Annotated in this window: 17 protein-coding genes; 9 read left to right on the top strand and 8 right to left on the bottom strand. The window is 71.4% G+C overall.

The window, feature by feature from the left end; genetic code table 11:
- Positions 1-59: 59 nt before the first annotated feature.
- The 4 genes from nhaA (at position 60) to ACSU6L_RS16995 (ending at position 3,319) form a co-directional block, all read left to right on the top strand.
- Positions 60-1,490 (top strand): Na+/H+ antiporter NhaA, encoded by a 1,431-nt coding sequence (gene nhaA / locus ACSU6L_RS16980; RefSeq protein ID WP_437057726.1) that lies wholly within the window; start codon positions 60-62, stop codon positions 1,488-1,490.
- A 60-nt stretch (positions 1,491-1,550) separates the two neighbouring features.
- Complete coding sequence (locus ACSU6L_RS16985; RefSeq protein ID WP_073943226.1) at positions 1,551-2,039, top strand: phage holin family protein; 489 nt, start codon at positions 1,551-1,553, stop codon at positions 2,037-2,039.
- Positions 2,036-2,986 (top strand): alpha/beta fold hydrolase, encoded by a 951-nt coding sequence (locus ACSU6L_RS16990; protein ID WP_437057728.1) that lies wholly within the window; start codon positions 2,036-2,038, stop codon positions 2,984-2,986. Before ACSU6L_RS16985 ends, ACSU6L_RS16990 begins: the two co-directional genes overlap by 4 nt.
- A 153-nt stretch (positions 2,987-3,139) precedes the next feature.
- Positions 3,140-3,319 (top strand): hypothetical protein, encoded by a 180-nt coding sequence (locus ACSU6L_RS16995; protein ID WP_437057730.1) that lies wholly within the window; start codon positions 3,140-3,142, stop codon positions 3,317-3,319.
- A gap of 11 nt (positions 3,320-3,330) precedes the next feature.
- Here the strand turns inward: ACSU6L_RS16995 and ACSU6L_RS17000 are convergent, their stop codons facing one another.
- The 3 genes from ACSU6L_RS17000 to nth all read right to left on the bottom strand — a co-directional run bounded on the left by ACSU6L_RS17000 (position 3,331) and on the right by nth (position 6,436).
- Positions 3,331-4,530, bottom strand: coding sequence for a MarP family serine protease (locus ACSU6L_RS17000; protein ID WP_437057732.1), 1,200 nt, complete (start codon positions 4,528-4,530; stop codon positions 3,331-3,333).
- A gap of 96 nt (positions 4,531-4,626) precedes the next feature.
- A complete protein-coding gene (locus ACSU6L_RS17005; protein ID WP_437057734.1) occupies positions 4,627-5,322 on the bottom strand; it encodes an NUDIX hydrolase in 696 nt (231 codons plus the stop codon).
- Between the two features lie 139 nt (positions 5,323-5,461).
- The gene (nth, locus tag ACSU6L_RS17010; RefSeq protein ID WP_437064928.1) at positions 5,462-6,436 is read right to left on the bottom strand and encodes an endonuclease III; all 975 of its coding nucleotides are present in this window, start codon (positions 6,434-6,436) and stop codon (positions 5,462-5,464) included.
- 398 nt (positions 6,437-6,834) lie between these two features.
- On the opposite strand from nth, the gene ACSU6L_RS17015 reads away from it, so the two are divergent.
- Both ACSU6L_RS17015 and ACSU6L_RS17020 read left to right on the top strand, forming a co-directional pair.
- Positions 6,835-7,509, top strand: a complete 675-nt coding sequence (locus ACSU6L_RS17015; protein ID WP_029382547.1) for a Crp/Fnr family transcriptional regulator — start codon at positions 6,835-6,837, stop codon at positions 7,507-7,509.
- A 74-nt stretch (positions 7,510-7,583) separates the two neighbouring features.
- Complete coding sequence (locus tag ACSU6L_RS17020) at positions 7,584-8,411, top strand: nucleotidyltransferase domain-containing protein (protein ID WP_437057736.1); 828 nt, start codon at positions 7,584-7,586, stop codon at positions 8,409-8,411.
- Here the strand turns inward: ACSU6L_RS17020 and ACSU6L_RS17025 are convergent.
- The 4 genes from ACSU6L_RS17025 to ACSU6L_RS17040 all read right to left on the bottom strand — a co-directional run bounded on the left by ACSU6L_RS17025 (position 8,408) and on the right by ACSU6L_RS17040 (position 10,809).
- Positions 8,408-9,238 carry an MBL fold metallo-hydrolase gene (locus ACSU6L_RS17025; protein WP_437057738.1) on the bottom strand — a complete coding sequence of 277 codons (831 nt, stop codon included), beginning with the start codon at positions 9,236-9,238 and terminating at the stop codon, positions 8,408-8,410. The genes ACSU6L_RS17020 and ACSU6L_RS17025 overlap by 4 nt on opposite strands.
- Entirely contained in the window at positions 9,235-10,104 is an 870-nt protein-coding gene (locus ACSU6L_RS17030) for an NUDIX hydrolase (RefSeq protein ID WP_365513547.1), read from the bottom strand. The genes ACSU6L_RS17025 and ACSU6L_RS17030 overlap by 4 nt, the downstream gene beginning before the upstream one ends.
- 79 nt (positions 10,105-10,183) lie before the next feature.
- On the bottom strand, positions 10,184-10,651 hold the full coding sequence (locus tag ACSU6L_RS17035) for a RidA family protein (RefSeq protein ID WP_073943218.1): 468 nt from the start codon (positions 10,649-10,651) through the stop codon (positions 10,184-10,186).
- A complete protein-coding gene (locus ACSU6L_RS17040) occupies positions 10,648-10,809 on the bottom strand; it encodes a DUF4177 domain-containing protein (RefSeq protein ID WP_003975360.1) in 162 nt (53 codons plus the stop codon). Before ACSU6L_RS17040 ends, ACSU6L_RS17035 begins: the two co-directional genes overlap by 4 nt.
- A gap of 151 nt (positions 10,810-10,960) precedes the next feature.
- Here ACSU6L_RS17040 and ACSU6L_RS17045 point away from each other — a divergent pair, with 151 nt between their 5' ends.
- Positions 10,961-11,938 (top strand): ArsA family ATPase, encoded by a 978-nt coding sequence (locus tag ACSU6L_RS17045; protein ID WP_437057741.1) that lies wholly within the window; start codon positions 10,961-10,963, stop codon positions 11,936-11,938.
- The gene (locus tag ACSU6L_RS17050; RefSeq protein WP_437057743.1) at positions 11,935-13,344 is read left to right on the top strand and encodes an ArsA family ATPase; all 1,410 of its coding nucleotides are present in this window, start codon (positions 11,935-11,937) and stop codon (positions 13,342-13,344) included. Before ACSU6L_RS17045 ends, ACSU6L_RS17050 begins: the two co-directional genes overlap by 4 nt.
- Before the next feature lie 188 nt (positions 13,345-13,532).
- On the opposite strand, the gene wblA is transcribed toward ACSU6L_RS17050, so the two are convergent.
- Positions 13,533-13,871 (bottom strand): transcriptional regulator WblA, encoded by a 339-nt coding sequence (wblA, locus tag ACSU6L_RS17055; RefSeq protein ID WP_063608098.1) that lies wholly within the window; start codon positions 13,869-13,871, stop codon positions 13,533-13,535.
- Positions 13,872-14,300: 429 nt separating this feature from the next.
- On the opposite strand from wblA, the gene ACSU6L_RS17060 reads away from it, so the two are divergent.
- Positions 14,301-16,604, top strand: a complete 2,304-nt coding sequence (locus tag ACSU6L_RS17060; RefSeq protein WP_437057746.1) for a transglycosylase domain-containing protein — start codon at positions 14,301-14,303, stop codon at positions 16,602-16,604.
- The last annotated feature ends 150 nt before the right edge of the window (positions 16,605-16,754 follow it).

Consider the following 16,754-nt stretch of genomic DNA (forward strand, 5'->3'; position numbering starts at 1 on the left):
GGTGCGCCGGGAAGTCTGGTCGGCAAGCGATTCGCGCTGCCCACCCACCGGAGGTCCCCGTGTCCGCCCCCCGCACCCCCCGCAAGGTCTTCGGCAGGCTCTCCCTGCCCGAGCGGACCTACGTCGCGGACGCGCTGCGCACCGAGACGGTCGGCGGCGTCCTGCTGCTCGTCGCCGCGATCACCGCCCTGATCTGGGCGAACGTTCCCGCGGTGCACGACAGCTACGCATCGGTCAGTCACTTCCACTTCGGCCCCGAGGCACTCGGCCTGAACCTCTCCGTCGCGCACTGGGCCGCCGACGGTCTGCTCGCGATCTTCTTCTTCGTCGCCGGCATCGAACTCAAGCGCGAACTCGTCGCCGGTGACCTGCGCGACCCCAGAGCCGCCGCCCTGCCGGTCGTCGCCGCGCTGTGCGGCATGGCCGCACCCGCGCTGGTCTACACCCTCACCAACGTCGTCGGCGGCGGCTCCCTGGCCGGCTGGGCGGTGCCGACGGCCACCGACATCGCCTTCGCGCTCGCCGTGCTCGCGGTGATCGGCACGTCCCTGCCGAGCGCCCTGCGCGCATTCCTGCTGACCCTCGCCGTCGTCGACGACCTGTTCGCCATCCTGATCATCGCGGTGTTCTTCACCGACACCCTGAACTTCGCCGCCCTCGGCGGCGCGGTGGCCGGCCTCGCCGTCTTCTGGCTGCTGCTGCGGAAGGGTGTACGCGGGTGGTACGTGTACGTCCCGCTGGCGCTGGTGATCTGGGCGCTGATGTACAACAGCGGCGTCCACGCCACCATCGCCGGTGTCGCGATGGGTCTGATGCTGCGCTGCACCACCCGTGAGGACGAGGAGCACTCCCCCGGCGGGCACATCGAGCACCTCGTACGGCCGCTCTCGGCGGGCCTCGCCGTGCCGCTGTTCGCCCTGTTCAGCGCGGGCGTGTCGGTGTCCGGCGGGGCGCTCGGCGAGGTGTTCACCCGGCCGGAGACCCTGGGGGTGGTGCTGGGTCTGGTGGTCGGCAAGACACTCGGCATCTTCGGCGGCACCTGGCTGACGGCGCGTTTCACCCGGGCCTCGCTCAGCGACGACCTCGCCTGGCCGGACGTGTTCGCGGTGGCGACCCTGGCCGGCATCGGGTTCACCGTCTCGCTGCTCATCGGCGAACTGGCCTTCGAGGGCGACGCGACGCTCACCGACGAGGTCAAGGCCTCCGTCCTGACCGGCTCCCTGCTCGCGGCGGCCGCGGCGACCGTGCTGCTGAAGATCCGGAACGCCAAGTACCGCCGGATGTGGGAGGCCGAGGAGCGCGACGACGACCTCGACGGCATCCCGGACGTCTACGAGGAGGACCAGCCCGAGTACCACCTGCGGATGGCGGCCATCCACGAGCGCAAGGCCGCGGAGCACCGCCGGATGGCCGAGGAGAAGGCCGCCGGGCGCGATACGACTGCCGAAGTGGCGGGCGGGGCAGGCGAGGAGAACCACGGTCCGGCATGATCTGACGAGACGGTACAAATGACGGGACCGTCACCAGTCAGGCAGAAGAGGGAGACCGCGATGAGCGCACCCGACGGCAGCCCGGTCGGCGCCGAACGCAGTATCGGCCAGCTGTTCGCCACGGCGACGACCGAAATGTCCGCGCTGGTGCACGACGAGATCGCACTGGCCAAGGCCCAGCTCCGACAGGACGTCAAGCGGGGCGCGACCAGTGGCGGCGCCTTCATGGCGGCCGGCGTGCTCCTGCTGTTCTCGCTGCCGATGCTCAACTTCGCGTTGGCGTACGGCATTCGGACCTGGACCCACTGGAACCTCGCGATCTGCTTCCTGCTGTCCTTCGCGGCCAACGTGCTCGTCGCGGGCGTCCTCGCGCTGATCGGCGTGGTCTTCGCGAAGAAGGCGAAGAAGGGCCGCGGCCCCCAGAAGGTCGCCGCGTCGATGAAGGAGACGGCGGGCGTCCTGCAGAACGCCAAGCCGCACCCGCGTCCGGAGCTGCCCGCCGACCGCGTGCCCGCGGCCATCGAACCTGTGGCACGCTCGTCGTCATGACGGAACCCGACACTCCACCGGCCCAGCCGGCCTCGGCCGTACGCCTCGGCCTGCCCGGCGGGCACGAGGTGATCCACCGGGACGTGGCCGCCAACGGCGCCCGCTTCCACATCGCGGAGCTGGGCGACGGGCCGCTGGTGATGCTGCTGCACGGCTTCCCGCAGTTCTGGTGGGCCTGGCGGCACCAGCTGGTGGCGCTCGCCGACGCCGGGTTCCGGGCCGTCGCCATGGACCTCAGGGGTGTCGGCGGCAGCGACCGCACGCCGCGCGGGTACGACCCGGCCAACCTCGCCCTCGACATCACCGGCGTCGTCCGCTCGCTCGGCGAGCCGGACGCCGCGCTCGTCGGGCACGACCTGGGCGGCTACCTGGCGTGGACGGCGGCCGTGATGCGCCCCAAGCTGGTGCGGCGGCTGGCGGTCGCCTCGATGCCGCATCCGCGGCGCTGGCGCTCGGCGATGCTCTCCGACCCCAGACAGACGACCGCCGGCTCCTACATCTGGGGCTTCCAGCGGCCCTGGATCCCGGAGCGGCAGCTCGTCGCGGACGACGGGGCGCTCGTCGGGCGGCTGATCCGGGACTGGTCCGGGCCGCGCACCCCGGACGACGAGGCGGTGGAGACGTACCGGCGCGCGATGTGCATCCCGTCGACCGCGCACTGCTCCATCGAGCCGTACCGCTGGATGGTCCGCTCCCTGGCCCGTCCCGACGGCTTCCAGTTCAACCGCCGGATGAAACGGCCCGTTCGGGTGCCGACGCTGCATCTGCACGGTTCCCTGGACCCGGTGATGCGCACCCGCAGCGCGGCCGGTTCCGGCGAGTACGTCGAAGCCCCGTACCGCTGGCGGCTCTTCGACGGGCTGGGCCACTTCCCGCACGAGGAGGACCCGGTGGCGTTCTCCAACGAGCTGATCGGCTGGCTGAAGGACCCCGAACCCGACCGGTGAGCCCGGCGGATGACCCCAACGGGTGACCGCACCGATGCGCCCGGTATCCGGACGTGAACATCTGTCCTACGAACGGCCACATGCCCGGCGCATAGGCCAATTGAGGGCCCGCGAGGCGGTTATCGACCATGGGGTGGGGGCACACGTCGGGGTATGGGCTGGACGCACGACTACAGTGACGCCGCACGCGACCGCCGCTCGGGCAACACCCTGAGCTCTCACCAGCGGGGTACGCCGCAACTGGCGGCCGGCGACCCGAGGGTGGGCATTCCGCGCATCCTGCGCCGCCGGGCCCGCTGGGTCTCGGTACGCCTGCGTCACCCGCGGGGCTGACGCCGCGCGCGTCACAGCGCGCAGCTGTCGGTGCCCACCTGCTGGTTGGCCGTACGCCCCGCGGTGATGTCCTCCCGGATCTCGTCCACGGTCAGCGCGTACCCCGTCTCGGCGTCGTCCAGGGACTTGGCGAACACCACGCCGTAGACCTCGCCCTCCGGGGTGAGCAGCGGGCCGCCGGAGTTGCCCTGACGGACGGTCGCGTACAGCGAGTACACGTCGCGCCGGACGGTGCCGCGGTGGTAGATGTCCGGCCCGTTGGCGGTGATGCGCCCGCGCACCCGCGCCGAGCGCACGTCGTACGCGCCGTTCTCCGGGAAGCCGGCGACGATCGCGCCGTCGCCGCTCGCGGCGTCGTCCTCGGTGAACTTCAGTACGGGCGCCCGCAGATCGGGCACGTCCAGTACGGCGATGTCGCGCTCCCAGTCGTAGAGCACGACCGTGGCGTCGTACTTCTTGCCCTCCCCGCCTATCTGCACGGTGGGGTCGTCGACGCCGCCCACGACGTGGGCGTTGGTCATGACGCGGCGGTCGCCGAAGACGAAGCCCGTGCCCTCCAGTACCTTGCCGCAGCTCTGCGCGGTGCCCACCACCTTGACGATGGAACGCTGGGCGCGGGCGGCGACCGGGCTGCCCGCGAGCGCCGGGTCGGGCGGCTGGACGTCGGTGATCGGCTCGTTCGCGAACGGGCTGAAGACCTGCGGGAAGCCGTTCTGCGCGAGCACCGAGGAGAAGTCCGCGAACCAGATGTCGGCCTGCGCGGGCAGCGCCCGCGACACCCCGAGCAGCACCTTGGAGTCACGGACCTCCTTGCCGAGCGTCGGCAGCGTGGTGCCCGCGAGGGCGGAACCGATCAGCCAGGCGACCAGCAGCATCGCGACCACGTTGACGAGGGCGCCGCCGGTGGCGTCCAGGGCACGGGCCGGGGTCCAGGTGATGTACCGGCGCAGCTTGTTGCCGAGATGGGTGGTCAGCGCCTGGCCGACGGAGGCGCAGACGATCACGACGACGACCGCGACGACGGCGGCGGTCGTGCTCACCTCCGCGTTGTCGGTGAGCAGATCCCAGATGAAGGGCAGCGCGTAGACGGCGACGAGGCCGCCGCCCAGGAAGCCGATCACCGACAGGATGCCGACGACGAAGCCCTGGCGATAGCCGACGATCGCGAACCACACGGCCGCGACCAGCAACAGGATGTCCAGCACGTTCACCGATTCAGGCCTCGCCTCGTCATTCTCCGGTCCCGCCGACTCGGCCGGGGGTCCCGGGGGCGTCCCCCGGGGAAACACAGCACGGGGGCCACCCTGTCATGCACGCCAGTCGAGCGGGACCAGCTTCTCGCGGTCCCAGGGGCGCTCCCAGCCGGCGTAGTGCAGCAGCCGGTCGATGATCCCGGCGGTGAAACCCCAGACCAGAGCCGATTCGACCAGAAATGCCGGACCTCGGTGGCCACTGGGGTGGACGGTCGTCGCGCGGTGGTCGGGGTTCGTGAGATCCGCCACGGGCACGGTGAACACGCGCGCGGTCTCGTTGGGGTCGACGACACCGACCGGGCTCGGCTCGCGCCACCAGCCCAGCACCGGGGTCACCACGAAGCCGCTGACCGGGATGTACAGCTTGGGCAGCACGCCGAAGACCTGGACGCCCGAGGGGTCGAGCCCGGTCTCCTCCTCGGCCTCACGCAGCGCGGCCCGCAGCGGGCCGTCGCCGTGCGCGTCGCCGTCCTCGGGGTCCAGGGCGCCGCCCGGGAAGGACGGCTGCCCCGCGTGCGACCGCAGGGTGCCGGCGCGCTCCATCAGCAACAGCTCCGGTCCGCGCTCGCCCTCACCGAACAGCACCAGGACGGCGGACTGGCGGCCCGCCCCGTCCTCCGGCGGCAGGAAGCGGCTCAGCTGGAGCGGCTTGACGGTCTCCACGGCCCGCACCACCGGATCCAGCCAGCCGGGCAGCCCTTCCCTGCTGACCACGACCGGCCCGCCCTGCGTCTCGCTCGCCCGCCTCATCGCCACCCCCGTCGCCTTGCCGTTTCCAACGCCCGAGACACCTGAGATCGTTCCGCGCGCACGGTTGGGCCCGGTGGTGTCGGCGCGGACGCGTGGGGGCCGCGCGCCCCGGCGCGGGGCTCGTGCACCGCCGCGCCCCTCATCCGGCCCCCAGCGGCGGGGCCGGCTTGCCGCCCGCGTCCAGGTAGGCCTGCGGTGGGTTCAGGCGCTGGCCGGGCAGACCGCCCTTCTCGTACTTCAGCAGCTTCCTCGCCTTCTCGGGGTCCGTCTCGCCCTCGCCGTACGCCGGGCAGAGCGGAGCGATGGGGCAGGCGCCGCAGGCGGGCTTGCGGGCGTGGCAGATGCGGCGGCCGTGCCAGATGACGTGGTGCGAGAGGTCCGTCCAGTCGCTCTTCGGGAACAGCGCGCCGACGGCGGCCTCGATCTTGTCCGGTTCGGTCTCCTCGGTCCACTGCCAGCGCCGTACGAGCCGCTGGAAGTGCGTGTCGACGGTGATGCCGGGACGGCCGAAGGCGTTGCCGAGGACCACGAAGGCCGTCTTGCGGCCGACGCCGGGCAGTTTGACGAGGTCTTCGAGACGGCCGGGGACCTCGCCGCCGAACTCCTCCGTGAGCGCCTTGGACAGCCCCATCACCGACCGGGTCTTGGCCCGGAAGAACCCGCAGGGACGCAGGATCTCCTCGACGTCCTCCGGGTTGGCGGCGGCCAGTTCCTCGGGGGTCGGGTACCGGGCGAACAGCGCGGGGGTGGTCTGGTTGACGCGCAGGTCGGTGGTCTGGGCGGAGAGCACCGTGGCGACCAGGAGCTGGAAGGGGTTGTCGAAGTCCAGCTCGGGGTGGGCGTACGGGAAGACCTCGGCGAGTTCGCGGTTGATCCGGCGGGCCCGGCGGACCAGGGCGACACGGGACTCCGCGCGGGGCGGCTTCGGCGTGATCGTCTTCGCGGGGGCGACCTTCTCGACGGCGGCGGTGGCCTTCTTGGGGGCGATCTCGGCCTTCTTGACGGTGGCTTTGCGGACGACGGTGGCGGTCGCCTTCTCAGCGGCGGTCTTCTTGCCCGTGGCCTTCTTGGCCGTGCTCTTCTTGGCGGCGGCCGTGCTCTTCTTCGCGGGCACGGACTTCCTGGCCTTGGCTGCGGTGGCCTTCCTCGCGGGGGCCGACTTCTTCACAGCAGCCTTCTTTGCCGCCTTTGTCGCCTTTGCCGTTTTTCCCTCACCACCGGCACTCTGTTCGCCCACAGCGGAATCGCGACGTACAACCACCCGTGCAGCCCCCTAGGCCTGTGCTCTCACCGGCGTTTTGGACACTCGGCCAGCCTACGGCCCCGCACTGACATCCGCCCCGGACCTCGAAGATCGGCGCCCAATTGGACCCCTGCCGCTTACCACGGGACACCAGTGCGGCATCCTTGTGACAGATCACACTGTTTGGACCGTCCGGCAAAATGGGCACCACGGTCCCCTGGTACAAGGGGGAGCAAGATCCCCTGAGCAGGTCGACAAGGAGAGAACTCGTGGACGACGTTCTGCGGCGGAATCCGCTCTTCGCGGCGCTCGACGACGAGCAGGCCGCGGAGCTGCGTGCCTCCATGAGTGAGGTGACCCTCGCGCGTGGTGACTCCCTGTTCCACGAGGGCGACCCGGGCGACCGGCTCTACGTGGTCACCGAAGGCAAGGTCAAGCTCCACCGCACGTCGCCGGACGGCCGCGAGAACATGCTCGCCGTGGTCGGCCCCGGCGAGCTGATCGGCGAGCTGTCGCTCTTCGACCCGGGCCCGCGCACGGCGACCGCCACCGCGCTCACCGAGGTCAAGCTGCTCGGCCTCGGCCACGGCGACCTCCAGCCCTGGCTGAACGCCCGCCCCGAGGTGGCCGCCGCGCTGCTGCGCGCCGTCGCCCGCCGGCTGCGCAAGACCAACGACGCCATGTCGGACCTGGTCTTCTCGGACGTCCCGGGCCGTGTCGCGCGTGCCCTGCTGGACCTCTCGCGCCGCTTCGGCGTGCAGTCCGAGGAAGGCATCCACGTCGTCCACGACCTCACCCAGGAGGAGCTGGCCCAGCTCGTCGGCGCCTCCCGTGAGACGGTCAACAAGGCGCTCGCCGACTTCGCCCAGCGCGGCTGGCTCCGTCTGGAGGCCCGCGCGGTGATCCTCCTGGACGTCGAGCGCCTGGCGAAGCGCTCGCGCTGACGCCGGGCACCGGACCACCGTCGACGGGGTCCCGCCTCTTGGAGGGCGGGACCCCGTCGGCGCATGGTGGGCGGGTGTGCGAAACCGTTCCGCCGAAGGGCGTCGACTCCCAGGGCCGGCTGACGCGTGAAGGCTCCCTGGAGCGCGTCCAGCCCGCCTTCCGCGCGGTCGTGGCCGCCGCCCGCGACAGACTGCCGCACGCCTTCGGGGAGCGGCTGCACAGCGCGTACCTCTACGGCTCGATTCCCCGGGGCACCGCGCGCGTGGGGCGCAGCGACCTCGATCTGCTGGTCGCCCTCCGCGCGGAGGACTGGGAGGCCGGGGAGGCCGACCGCGCCGCCGCCGACCGGCTCGGCGCGGAGCTCGACGACGAGTTCGCCGAGATCGACGGCGTCGGCATCCTGCTCCACAGCCGGGCCAGGCTCCTGAGCGACGTGGAGACCCACGATCTCGGCTGGTTCGTGGCCTGCCTGTGCACCCCGCTGACCGGCGAGGACCTGGCCGCGCACCTGCCGCGCTACCGCCCCGACGGCCTCCTGGCCCGGGAGACCAACGGCGACCTGCCCCTGCTCCTGCCCCGCTGGCGCGCGCGGATCGCCGCCGCCGACGACACCGAGGAGGCCCGGCGGCCGCTGGTGCGGTTCATGTCCCGGCATCTCGTCCGCACCGGGTTCACGCTGGTCATGCCGCGCTGGGGCGGCTGGACCAGCGACCTGAGGGAGATGGCGGAGGTGTTCGCCGCGTACTACCCCGCCCGCGCGGACCAGCTCCGCGCGGCGGCCGCCCTCGGGTACGAGCCGTCGGGCGATCGGGCCGTCCTCGACTCGTACACCGGCGACCTCGGGCCCTGGCTCGCCGAGGAGTACGCGCGCGTGCACGGCGTCAAAGCGCCGAGGCCCTAGATGAGCCCGTGTTCCTCCAGGTACTCCAGCTGCGCCCGGACCGACAGTTCCGCCGCCGGCCACAGGGAGCGGTCCACGTCGGCGTAGACGTGGCCGACGACCTGGGCGGCCGTACGGTAGCCGTCCTCCACGGCCGTCTCTACCTGGGCGAGGCGGTGGGCGCGGTGGGCGAGGTAGAACTCCACGGCGCCCTGGGCGTCGTCCAGGACCGGCCCGTGGCCCGGCAGGACGGTGTGGACGCCGTCGTCGACCGTGAGGGACCTCAGGCGGCGCAGGGAGTCCAGATAGTCGCCGAGGCGGCCGTCGGGGTGCGCCACGACCGTCGTACCGCGGCCGAGGATCGTGTCGCCCGTCAGGACCGCCTGGTCGGCCGGGACGTGGAAGCAGAGGGAGTCCGCGGTGTGGCCGGGGGTCGGGACGACGCGCAGCTCCAGGCCGCCCACGCGGATCACGTCGCCGGCCGCCAGGCCCTCGTCGCCGAGGCGCAGCGCCGGGTCGAGGGCCCGTACGCGCGTGCCGGTGAGTTCGGCGAAGCGGGCGGCGCCCTCCGCGTGGTCGGGGTGGCCGTGCGTCAGCAGGGTCAGGGCGACGCGTTTGCCGTCCTGCTCGGCGGTTTCGACGACGTGCTTCAGGTGGCCCTCGTCCAGCGGTCCGGGGTCGACCACGACGGCCAGGTCGGAGCCGGGTTCCGACAGGATCCAGGTGTTGGTGCCGTCCAGGGTCATCGCGGACGGGTTGGGGGCGAGGACGTTGACGGCCCGCGCGGTGGCGGGTCCGGAGAGGACCCCGCCGCGCGGCTGGCCGGGAAGGGCGCTTGCGTCGGTCATGCGGGGGCTCCCCCGGTCGGGATGTGCTTGGTGAACTCGTCGTGGCCCGGCCAGGAGAGCACGATCTCCCCGCCCTCCAGGCGGGCCTGTGCGAGGACGGGAGCGAGGTCCCGGTCCGGTGCGGCGGCCAGCGTCTCGGCGGCCGTGCCGTAGGGCGTCAGCTGCCGCAGGGTGGCGATGGTGGGCGGCATCATCAGCAGTTCGCCCTTGTCGTACGCGGCCGCGGCGTCCGCCGGCCGGATCCACACCGTGCGGTCCGCCTCGGAGGAGGCGTTGCGGGTGCGCTGGCCCTCGGGGAGCGCGGCGACGAAGAACCACGTGTCGTAGCGGCGGGGCTCGAACTCGGGGGTGATCCAGCGGGTCCAGGCGCCCAGCAGGTCGGAGCGCAGCACCAGGCCGCGGCGGTCCAGGAACTCGGCGAACGACAGCTCGCGGGCGACGAGCGCCGCGCGGTCCGCCTCCCAGTCGTCGCCGGTGGTGTCGCCGACGACGGTGTCGGGTGCGGGGCCGGCCAGGAGGACGCCCGCCTCCTCATAGGTCTCCCGGACGGCGGCGCAGACGATCGCCTGGGCGGCGGTCTCGTCGACGCCGAGCCGGTCCGCCCACCACGCGCGCGTGGGGCCCGCCCAGCGGACGTGCCGGTCGTCGTCCCGTGGGTCGACGCCGCCGCCCGGATAGGCGTACGCGCCTCCGGCGAAGGCCATGGAGGCGCGTCTGCGCAGCATGTGGACGGCGGTGCCGCTGTCGGTGTCCTTCAGGAGCATCACCGTGGCCGCGCGCTTGGGGAGCACCGGGGTGAGGGTGCCGTCCGCCAGCGCGCGGATGAGCTCCGGCCACTCAGGGGGGTACCACTGACCGTTCGCCATGGCCGGAGGCTATCCCGGAACGCGCGCATGTTCGAGAGGCAAACGATCACCGCCGCGACGGAAGGGCGAGGCGATGAGCCTACGCCTCCGTCAGCTCCACCTGGATCTCGACCTCCACCGGCGCGTCCAGCGGCAGCACCGCGACGCCGACCGCGCTCCGCGCGTGGACGCCCTTGTCGCCCAGGACCTCGCCCAGCAGTTCGCTGGCGCCGTTGAGGACGCCCGGCTGGCCGGTGAAGTCCGCGGCCGACGCCACGAAGCCGACGACCTTGACGACCCGCGCGACGCGGTCCAGGTCACCGACGACGGACTTGACGGCGGCGAGCGCGTTCAGCGCGCAGGTCCGGGCGAGGGCCTTGGCCTCCTCGGCCGTGACCTCCGCGCCGACCTTGCCGGTGACGGGCAGCTTGCCGTCCACCATCGGCAGCTGGCCGGCGGTGTAGACGTACACGCCGGACCGCACGGCCGGCTGGTAGGCGGCCAGCGGCGGGACGACCGCCGGCAGCGTCAGGCCCAGCTCGGCGAGCTTCGCCTCGACCGCGCTCACGCCTGCTTCTCCCGCTTCAGGTAGGCCACCAGCTGCTCGGGGTTGTTCGGGCCGGGCACGACCTGGACGAGCTCCCAGCCGTCCTCGCCCCAGGTGTCCAGAATCTGCTTCGTGGCATGGACGAGCAGCGGCACGGTTGCGTATTCCCACTTGGTCATGGGGCGACTGTAGCCGCTGTCGCGGCGGGCTCCGGCGGACGGCCCGGCGACAGCGGTGACGGGCTCCCGCGGACGGCCGCGAGCAGCCACGGACGACAGTTGTCCACAGCCTCCGGATTGCGTCGGGCGCGGACTGGTTACGCTCGAAGGCGTGAGCAGGCTCCAGGTCGTCAGCGGCAAGGGCGGGACCGGAAAGACGACGGTCGCCGCCGCCCTCGCGCTGGCCCTCGCCACGGAGGGGAAGCGGACGCTCCTCGTCGAGGTCGAAGGCCGGCAAGGCATCGCACAGCTATTCGAGACGGAGGCGCTGCCCTACGAGGAGCGGAAGATCGCCGTCGCTCCCGGGGGCGGGGAGGTGTTCGCCCTCGCCATCGATCCCGAACTGGCCCTTCTGGACTACCTCCAGATGTTCTACAAGCTGGGGAGCGCCGGACGGGCCCTGAAGAAACTCGGCGCCATCGACTTCGCCACCACCATCGCGCCCGGCCTGAGGGACGTCCTCCTCACCGGCAAGGCCTGCGAGGCGGTCCGGCGCAAGGACAGGACCGGACGGTTCGTCTACGACTACGTCGTCATGGACGCGCCGCCCACCGGGCGCATCACCCGCTTCCTCAACGTCAACGACGAGGTGGCCGGGCTCGCCAAGATCGGCCCGATACACAATCAGGCGCAGGCCGTGATGCGGGTCCTGAAGTCCCCGGAGACGGCGGTGCACCTGGTGACGCTGCTGGAGGAGATGCCGGTCCAGGAGACCGCCGACGGCATCGCCGAACTGCGCGCCGCCCGGCTGCCGGTCGGCCGGGTCATCGTCAACATGGTCCGCCCCGAGCTGCTCGACGCGGCCGACCTGGACCTCGTACGGACCCTCCCGCACGCCGAACTCGCCCGTTCCCTGTCGGCGGCCGGGCTGGGCGGCGCGCGCCGCGGCCAGCACGCCGAGCGGCTGGTGGACCCGCTGCTGGGGCAGGCCGACGAGTACGCCGCGCGGTACCAGCTGGAGCACGAGCAGCGCGCCGTCCTCGGCGAACTGGACCTGCCGCTGCACGAGCTGCCGCTGCTCGCCGAGGGCATGGACCTGGCGGGCCTGTACGAACTCGCCACCGAGCTGCGGAAGCAGGGGATGACATGAGTCCGGACTCCACCCCGACCCACCATCACCTCGCCCCCGCGCGCGTGCTCGACATCGACCCGCTGCTCGACGACCCGCAGACCCGGATCGTGGTGTGCTGCGGCTCGGGCGGCGTCGGCAAGACCACCACGGCGGCGGCGCTGGGCCTGCGCGCGGCCGAACGCGGCCGCAAGGTCGTCGTGCTCACCATCGACCCGGCGCGCCGCCTCGCCCAGTCGATGGGCATCGACTCCCTCGACAACACCCCGCGCCGGGTGAAGGGCGTCGAGGGCGACGGCGAGCTGCACGCGATGATGCTCGACATGAAGCGCACCTTCGACGAGATCGTCGAGGCGCACGCGGACCCCGACCGGGCGGCCGCGATCCTGGGCAACCCCTTCTACCAGTCGCTCTCCGCCGGCTTCGCCGGCACGCAGGAGTACATGGCGATGGAGAAGCTGGGGCAGCTGCGGTCGAAGGACGAGTGGGACCTCATCGTCGTCGACACGCCGCCCTCGCGCTCCGCGCTGGACTTCCTCGACGCGCCGAAGCGGCTCGGCTCCTTCCTGGACGGGCGGCTGATCCGGCTCCTGACCGCGCCGGCCAAGCTGGGCGGCCGCGCGGGGATGAAGTTCCTGAACGTCGGGATGTCGATGATGACCGGCACCCTCGGCAAGCTGCTCGGCGGTCAGCTGCTGAAGGACGTCCAGACGTTCGTGGCCGCGATGGACACGACCTTCGGCGGGTTCCGCACCCGCGCGGACGCCACCTACAAGCTGCTCCAGGCGCCCGGTACGGCGTTCCTGGTGGTCGCGGCCCCGGAGCGGGACGCGCTGCGCGAGGCCGCGTACTTCGTGCGGCGGCTGGCCGCGGAGGACATGCCGCTCGCCGGGCTGGTGCTCAACCGGGTCCACGGCAGCGGCGCCGACGGGCTGTCGGCCGAGCGGGCGCTCGCCGCCGCGGAAAATCTTGAGGAGACCCGCATTGTGGATCAGGGGGGCGGGAAAGCTGGACTTCGTAACTCCCCCGACACACGCGGCAGTTCGGTTTCCGACGAAGGCTCCCCCGCCGACCCGGCCGAGGCCGCCGTACCGGACGCCGACGGCTCCCCCGCCGCACCGGACCTGGAACAGACCGACGAGGAACACTCCGCAGCGGAGCGCACGGCTGACGAGCGCGCCGACGAGGAGCGGTCCGTCGACCGCATCACCGCGAGTCTGCTGAGGCTGCACGCCGAGCGCATGCAGCTGATCGCCCGTGAGCGGCGCACACGTGACCGCTTCACCGCGCTCCATCCCGAGGTGGCGGTGACCGAAGTGGCCGCGCTGCCCGGCGACGTGCACGACCTCGCGGGACTGCGGGACATCGGAGACCGGCTGGCCGCGTACCGGCCGGAGCCGACGGAAGGCGAGCCGGGAGGCGGGTGAGAGTGTTCGCCCTGACGGCGCGTGCGCGGTTACTGCCCTGAACTGCGACGCGCCGAATCCGTGCTCCGAGCCACAGAACCCGAACCCTCAGGGTCCGAGTCCGCAACGCGGCCGAGTCGCAACGCGGCCCGAGCCTCCAACGGCCGACGGTGGCTTCCCGGCCCCCGTCGGCCTGAGCCCTGCGGGGCTCAGCTCACCGCCGCGTAGTTCTCGTACACCTGGTCGTCGTCGAGAGGCACCAGCCCGGCGCCCCGCTCGTACTCCGTACGAGCCGTCTCCAGCAGCCGGCGCCAGGAGGTCACGGTGGGCCGCCTGCGCAGCAGTGCGCGGCGCTCCCGCTCCGTCATGCCTCCCCACACGCCGAACTCGACGCGGTTGTCGAGCGCGTCGGCCAGGCACTCGGTCCGCACCGGGCATCCGGTGCACACCGCCTTGGCCCTGTTCTGCGCTGCTCCTTGAACGAACAGTTCATCCGGATCGGTAGTGCGGCAGGCCGCCTGCGCACTCCAGTCGGTTACCCAGCCCATACCGGCGCCGTCCTCTCCCGAATCGAGGCTCCCCCACGGCGGCAGCGGCATATTCACCGCCGCCAGTTGAGGACGTTACGGAAGGTGGGCACAGCGCAACACCCCCTTCGGGCCCAATCTTGAATGGCCCGAACGGACTATGCGTAAGCGGCAGATCACCCGGGGGAGTGAGCCTGCGACATGCACGGCAATCCCGGCATTCCGGGATGGTTCAGTTGCGTCACAACGGACGCCAGGTGACACACAAGGCGGATTCGGACACGAACTCAACACGCCCTCGGACATACCTCCGAGAACTCGCCCCACAGATCCGGAACGATTCGCGGTCGCCGGACGTATTGATACGTGGCCCCACTGCTGTGACAGTTGAGAGCAGCTTAGGCCAAGGCATATACGCGTGTCCGGCGAATGAGAACGTAGGCTGCCCTCATGGCAAACAAGCGCTCGGGCGGGGGTCTGTCGCCAACGCAGCAGGCCGCCAAGTTCCTCGGTGTCAGTGTGCTCGCGGGAGCGGTCATGGCCGGCATCGCGCTGCCCGCCGTGGGCGCGCTGGGGCTCGCGGCGAAGGGGTCGGTCGAGGGATTCGACGAGATCCCGGCCAACCTGAAGACGCCACCGCTCAGCCAGCGGACCACGATCCTGGACTCCGCGGGCGGCACCATCGCCACGGTCTACTCGCGCGACCGCACGGTGGTCGACCTCAAGGACATCTCGCCGTACATGCAGAAGGCGATCGTCGCGATCGAGGACGCCCGCTTCTACCAGCACGGCGCGGTCGACCTGAAGGGCGTCCTGCGCGCCCTCAACAAGAACGCGCAGTCCGGCGAGGTCGCCGAGGGCGCCTCCACGCTCACCCAGCAGTACGTGAAGAACGTCTTCGTGGAGGAGGCCGGCGACGACCCGACGAAGGTCGCGCAGGCCACCCAGCAGACCCTCGGCCGCAAGATCAAGGAACTGAAGTACGCGATCCAGGTCGAGCAGGAGCTGGGCAAGAAGAAGATCCTCGAGAACTACCTGAACATCACGTTCTTCGGTCAGCAGGCCTACGGCGTCGAGGCCGCCTCCCAGCGGTACTTCTCCAAGTCCGCCAAGAAGCTGAACCTCCAGGAGGCCGCCCTCCTCGCCGGCATCGTCCAGTCGCCGAGCCGGTACGACCCGGTGAACGACGAGGAGGAGGCCACCAAGCGCCGCAACGTCGTCCTCCAGCGGATGGCCGAGGTCGGCGACATCTCCCAGGCCGACGCCGACCGCGCCAAGGAGACGCCGCTGGAGCTGAAGGTGAGCCGGCCGAAGAACGGCTGCATCACCGCGGTCAAGGGCGCCAGCTTCTTCTGCAAGTACGTCGAGAAGGTCTTCCTCAACGACCCGGTCTTCGGCAAGACCAAGGAGGAGCGGGCGAAGGTCTGGAACCAGGGCGGCCTGACCATCCGCACCACCCTCGACCCTCAGGCCCAGGAGTCGGTCCAGGACTCGCTCAAGAACCACGTCAACAAGTCCGACTCGGTCGCCGCGGCGGCCACCCTGGTCGAGCCCGGCACCGGCAAGATCCTCGGCATGGGCCAGTCCAAGCCCTTCGGCTACGGCGACAACGAGACCGAGATCAACTACTCGGTCGGCAGCACCATGGGCGGCTCGAACTACGGCTTCCCGACCGGTTCGACCTTCAAGCCGTTCGTCGCCGCGGCCGCCCTGGAGGAAGGGCGCCCGCCGACGCAGGAGTACTCCTCGCCGTACGAGATGCCGTACCCGGACCCCGTCCAGACGTGCAGCGGCAAGCCGTGGGTCAACACCACGTCCGAGCGTGTCGAGAACGAGGACGAGTCCGAGGTCGGCCCGTACCGGCTGAAGGAGGCCATGGCGAAGTCGGTCAACACCTACTTCGTCCAGATGATCTCCGACATCGGCCTGTGCCCGGTGATGAAGATGACCGACGCGCTGGACGTGGTGCAGGGCAACGGCGAGAAGCTGCCCGAGGTGCCGGCGATCTCCCTCGGCTCCAGGGGCATCACGCCGCTGACCATGGCGACCGCGTACGCCTCGTTCGCCGCCCGGGGCATGTACTGCACGCCGATCGCGATCGAGGCGATCACGCAGAAGATCGGCGACCAGCGGAAGTCGCTGGAGGTGCCCAAGTCCACCTGCTCGCGCGCCATGTCCGAGAAGACCGCCGACACGGTCAACACGCTGCTGCGCGGTGTGGTCGACTCCGGTACGGGTCAGCAGGCGGGCCTCACCAGCCGCGAGAGCGCCGGCAAGACCGGTACGACGGACGAGCGCAGGAACGCCTGGTTCGTCGGCTACACGCCCAACCTCTCCGGCGCGGTCTGGGTCGGCAGCGCGACCCAGCAGGTCAAGATGGTCAACATCAACATCGGCGGCCGCTGGCACAGCAAGGTCTACGGCGGTGAGGTCCCCGGCCCGATCTGGCGGGACGCCATGTCGGGCGCCCTCGCCAACAAGGAGGCCCCGTCCTTCAGCCTCGTCGACATCCCCGACGCCGAGGACCGTGACCGGGACGACGAGGACGACCGGGACGACCGGGGCCGTGGCCGGGGGGACAACGACAACGGCAACGGTGACGGCGCCATCGGCGGCCTGTTCGGCGGCCTCACCACCGGTGGTACCACCGGTGGCACCGAACCGTCACCGTCCTTCTCCATCCCCGAGGGCTGGTTCGAGGGCAGCGACAACGGCGGGAACAACGGGAACGGGAACGGCGGGAACTGGCCGTAGCCGACCGCGAAGCGTGTGGCTCACGACGACGGGGGCGCCCCTGCGCAAGAGGGGCGCCCCCGTCGTCGTGGCTGTATACGTGAGCGAAGGCCCTGTCGTACGTGGGCGAAGGCCTTGCCGCTCGGCCCGGCCAAGCCTGGGAACCGGCCT

It is taken from the genome of Streptomyces sp. enrichment culture, assembly GCF_964272855.1.
Classification (GTDB): domain Bacteria; phylum Actinomycetota; class Actinomycetes; order Streptomycetales; family Streptomycetaceae; genus Streptomyces.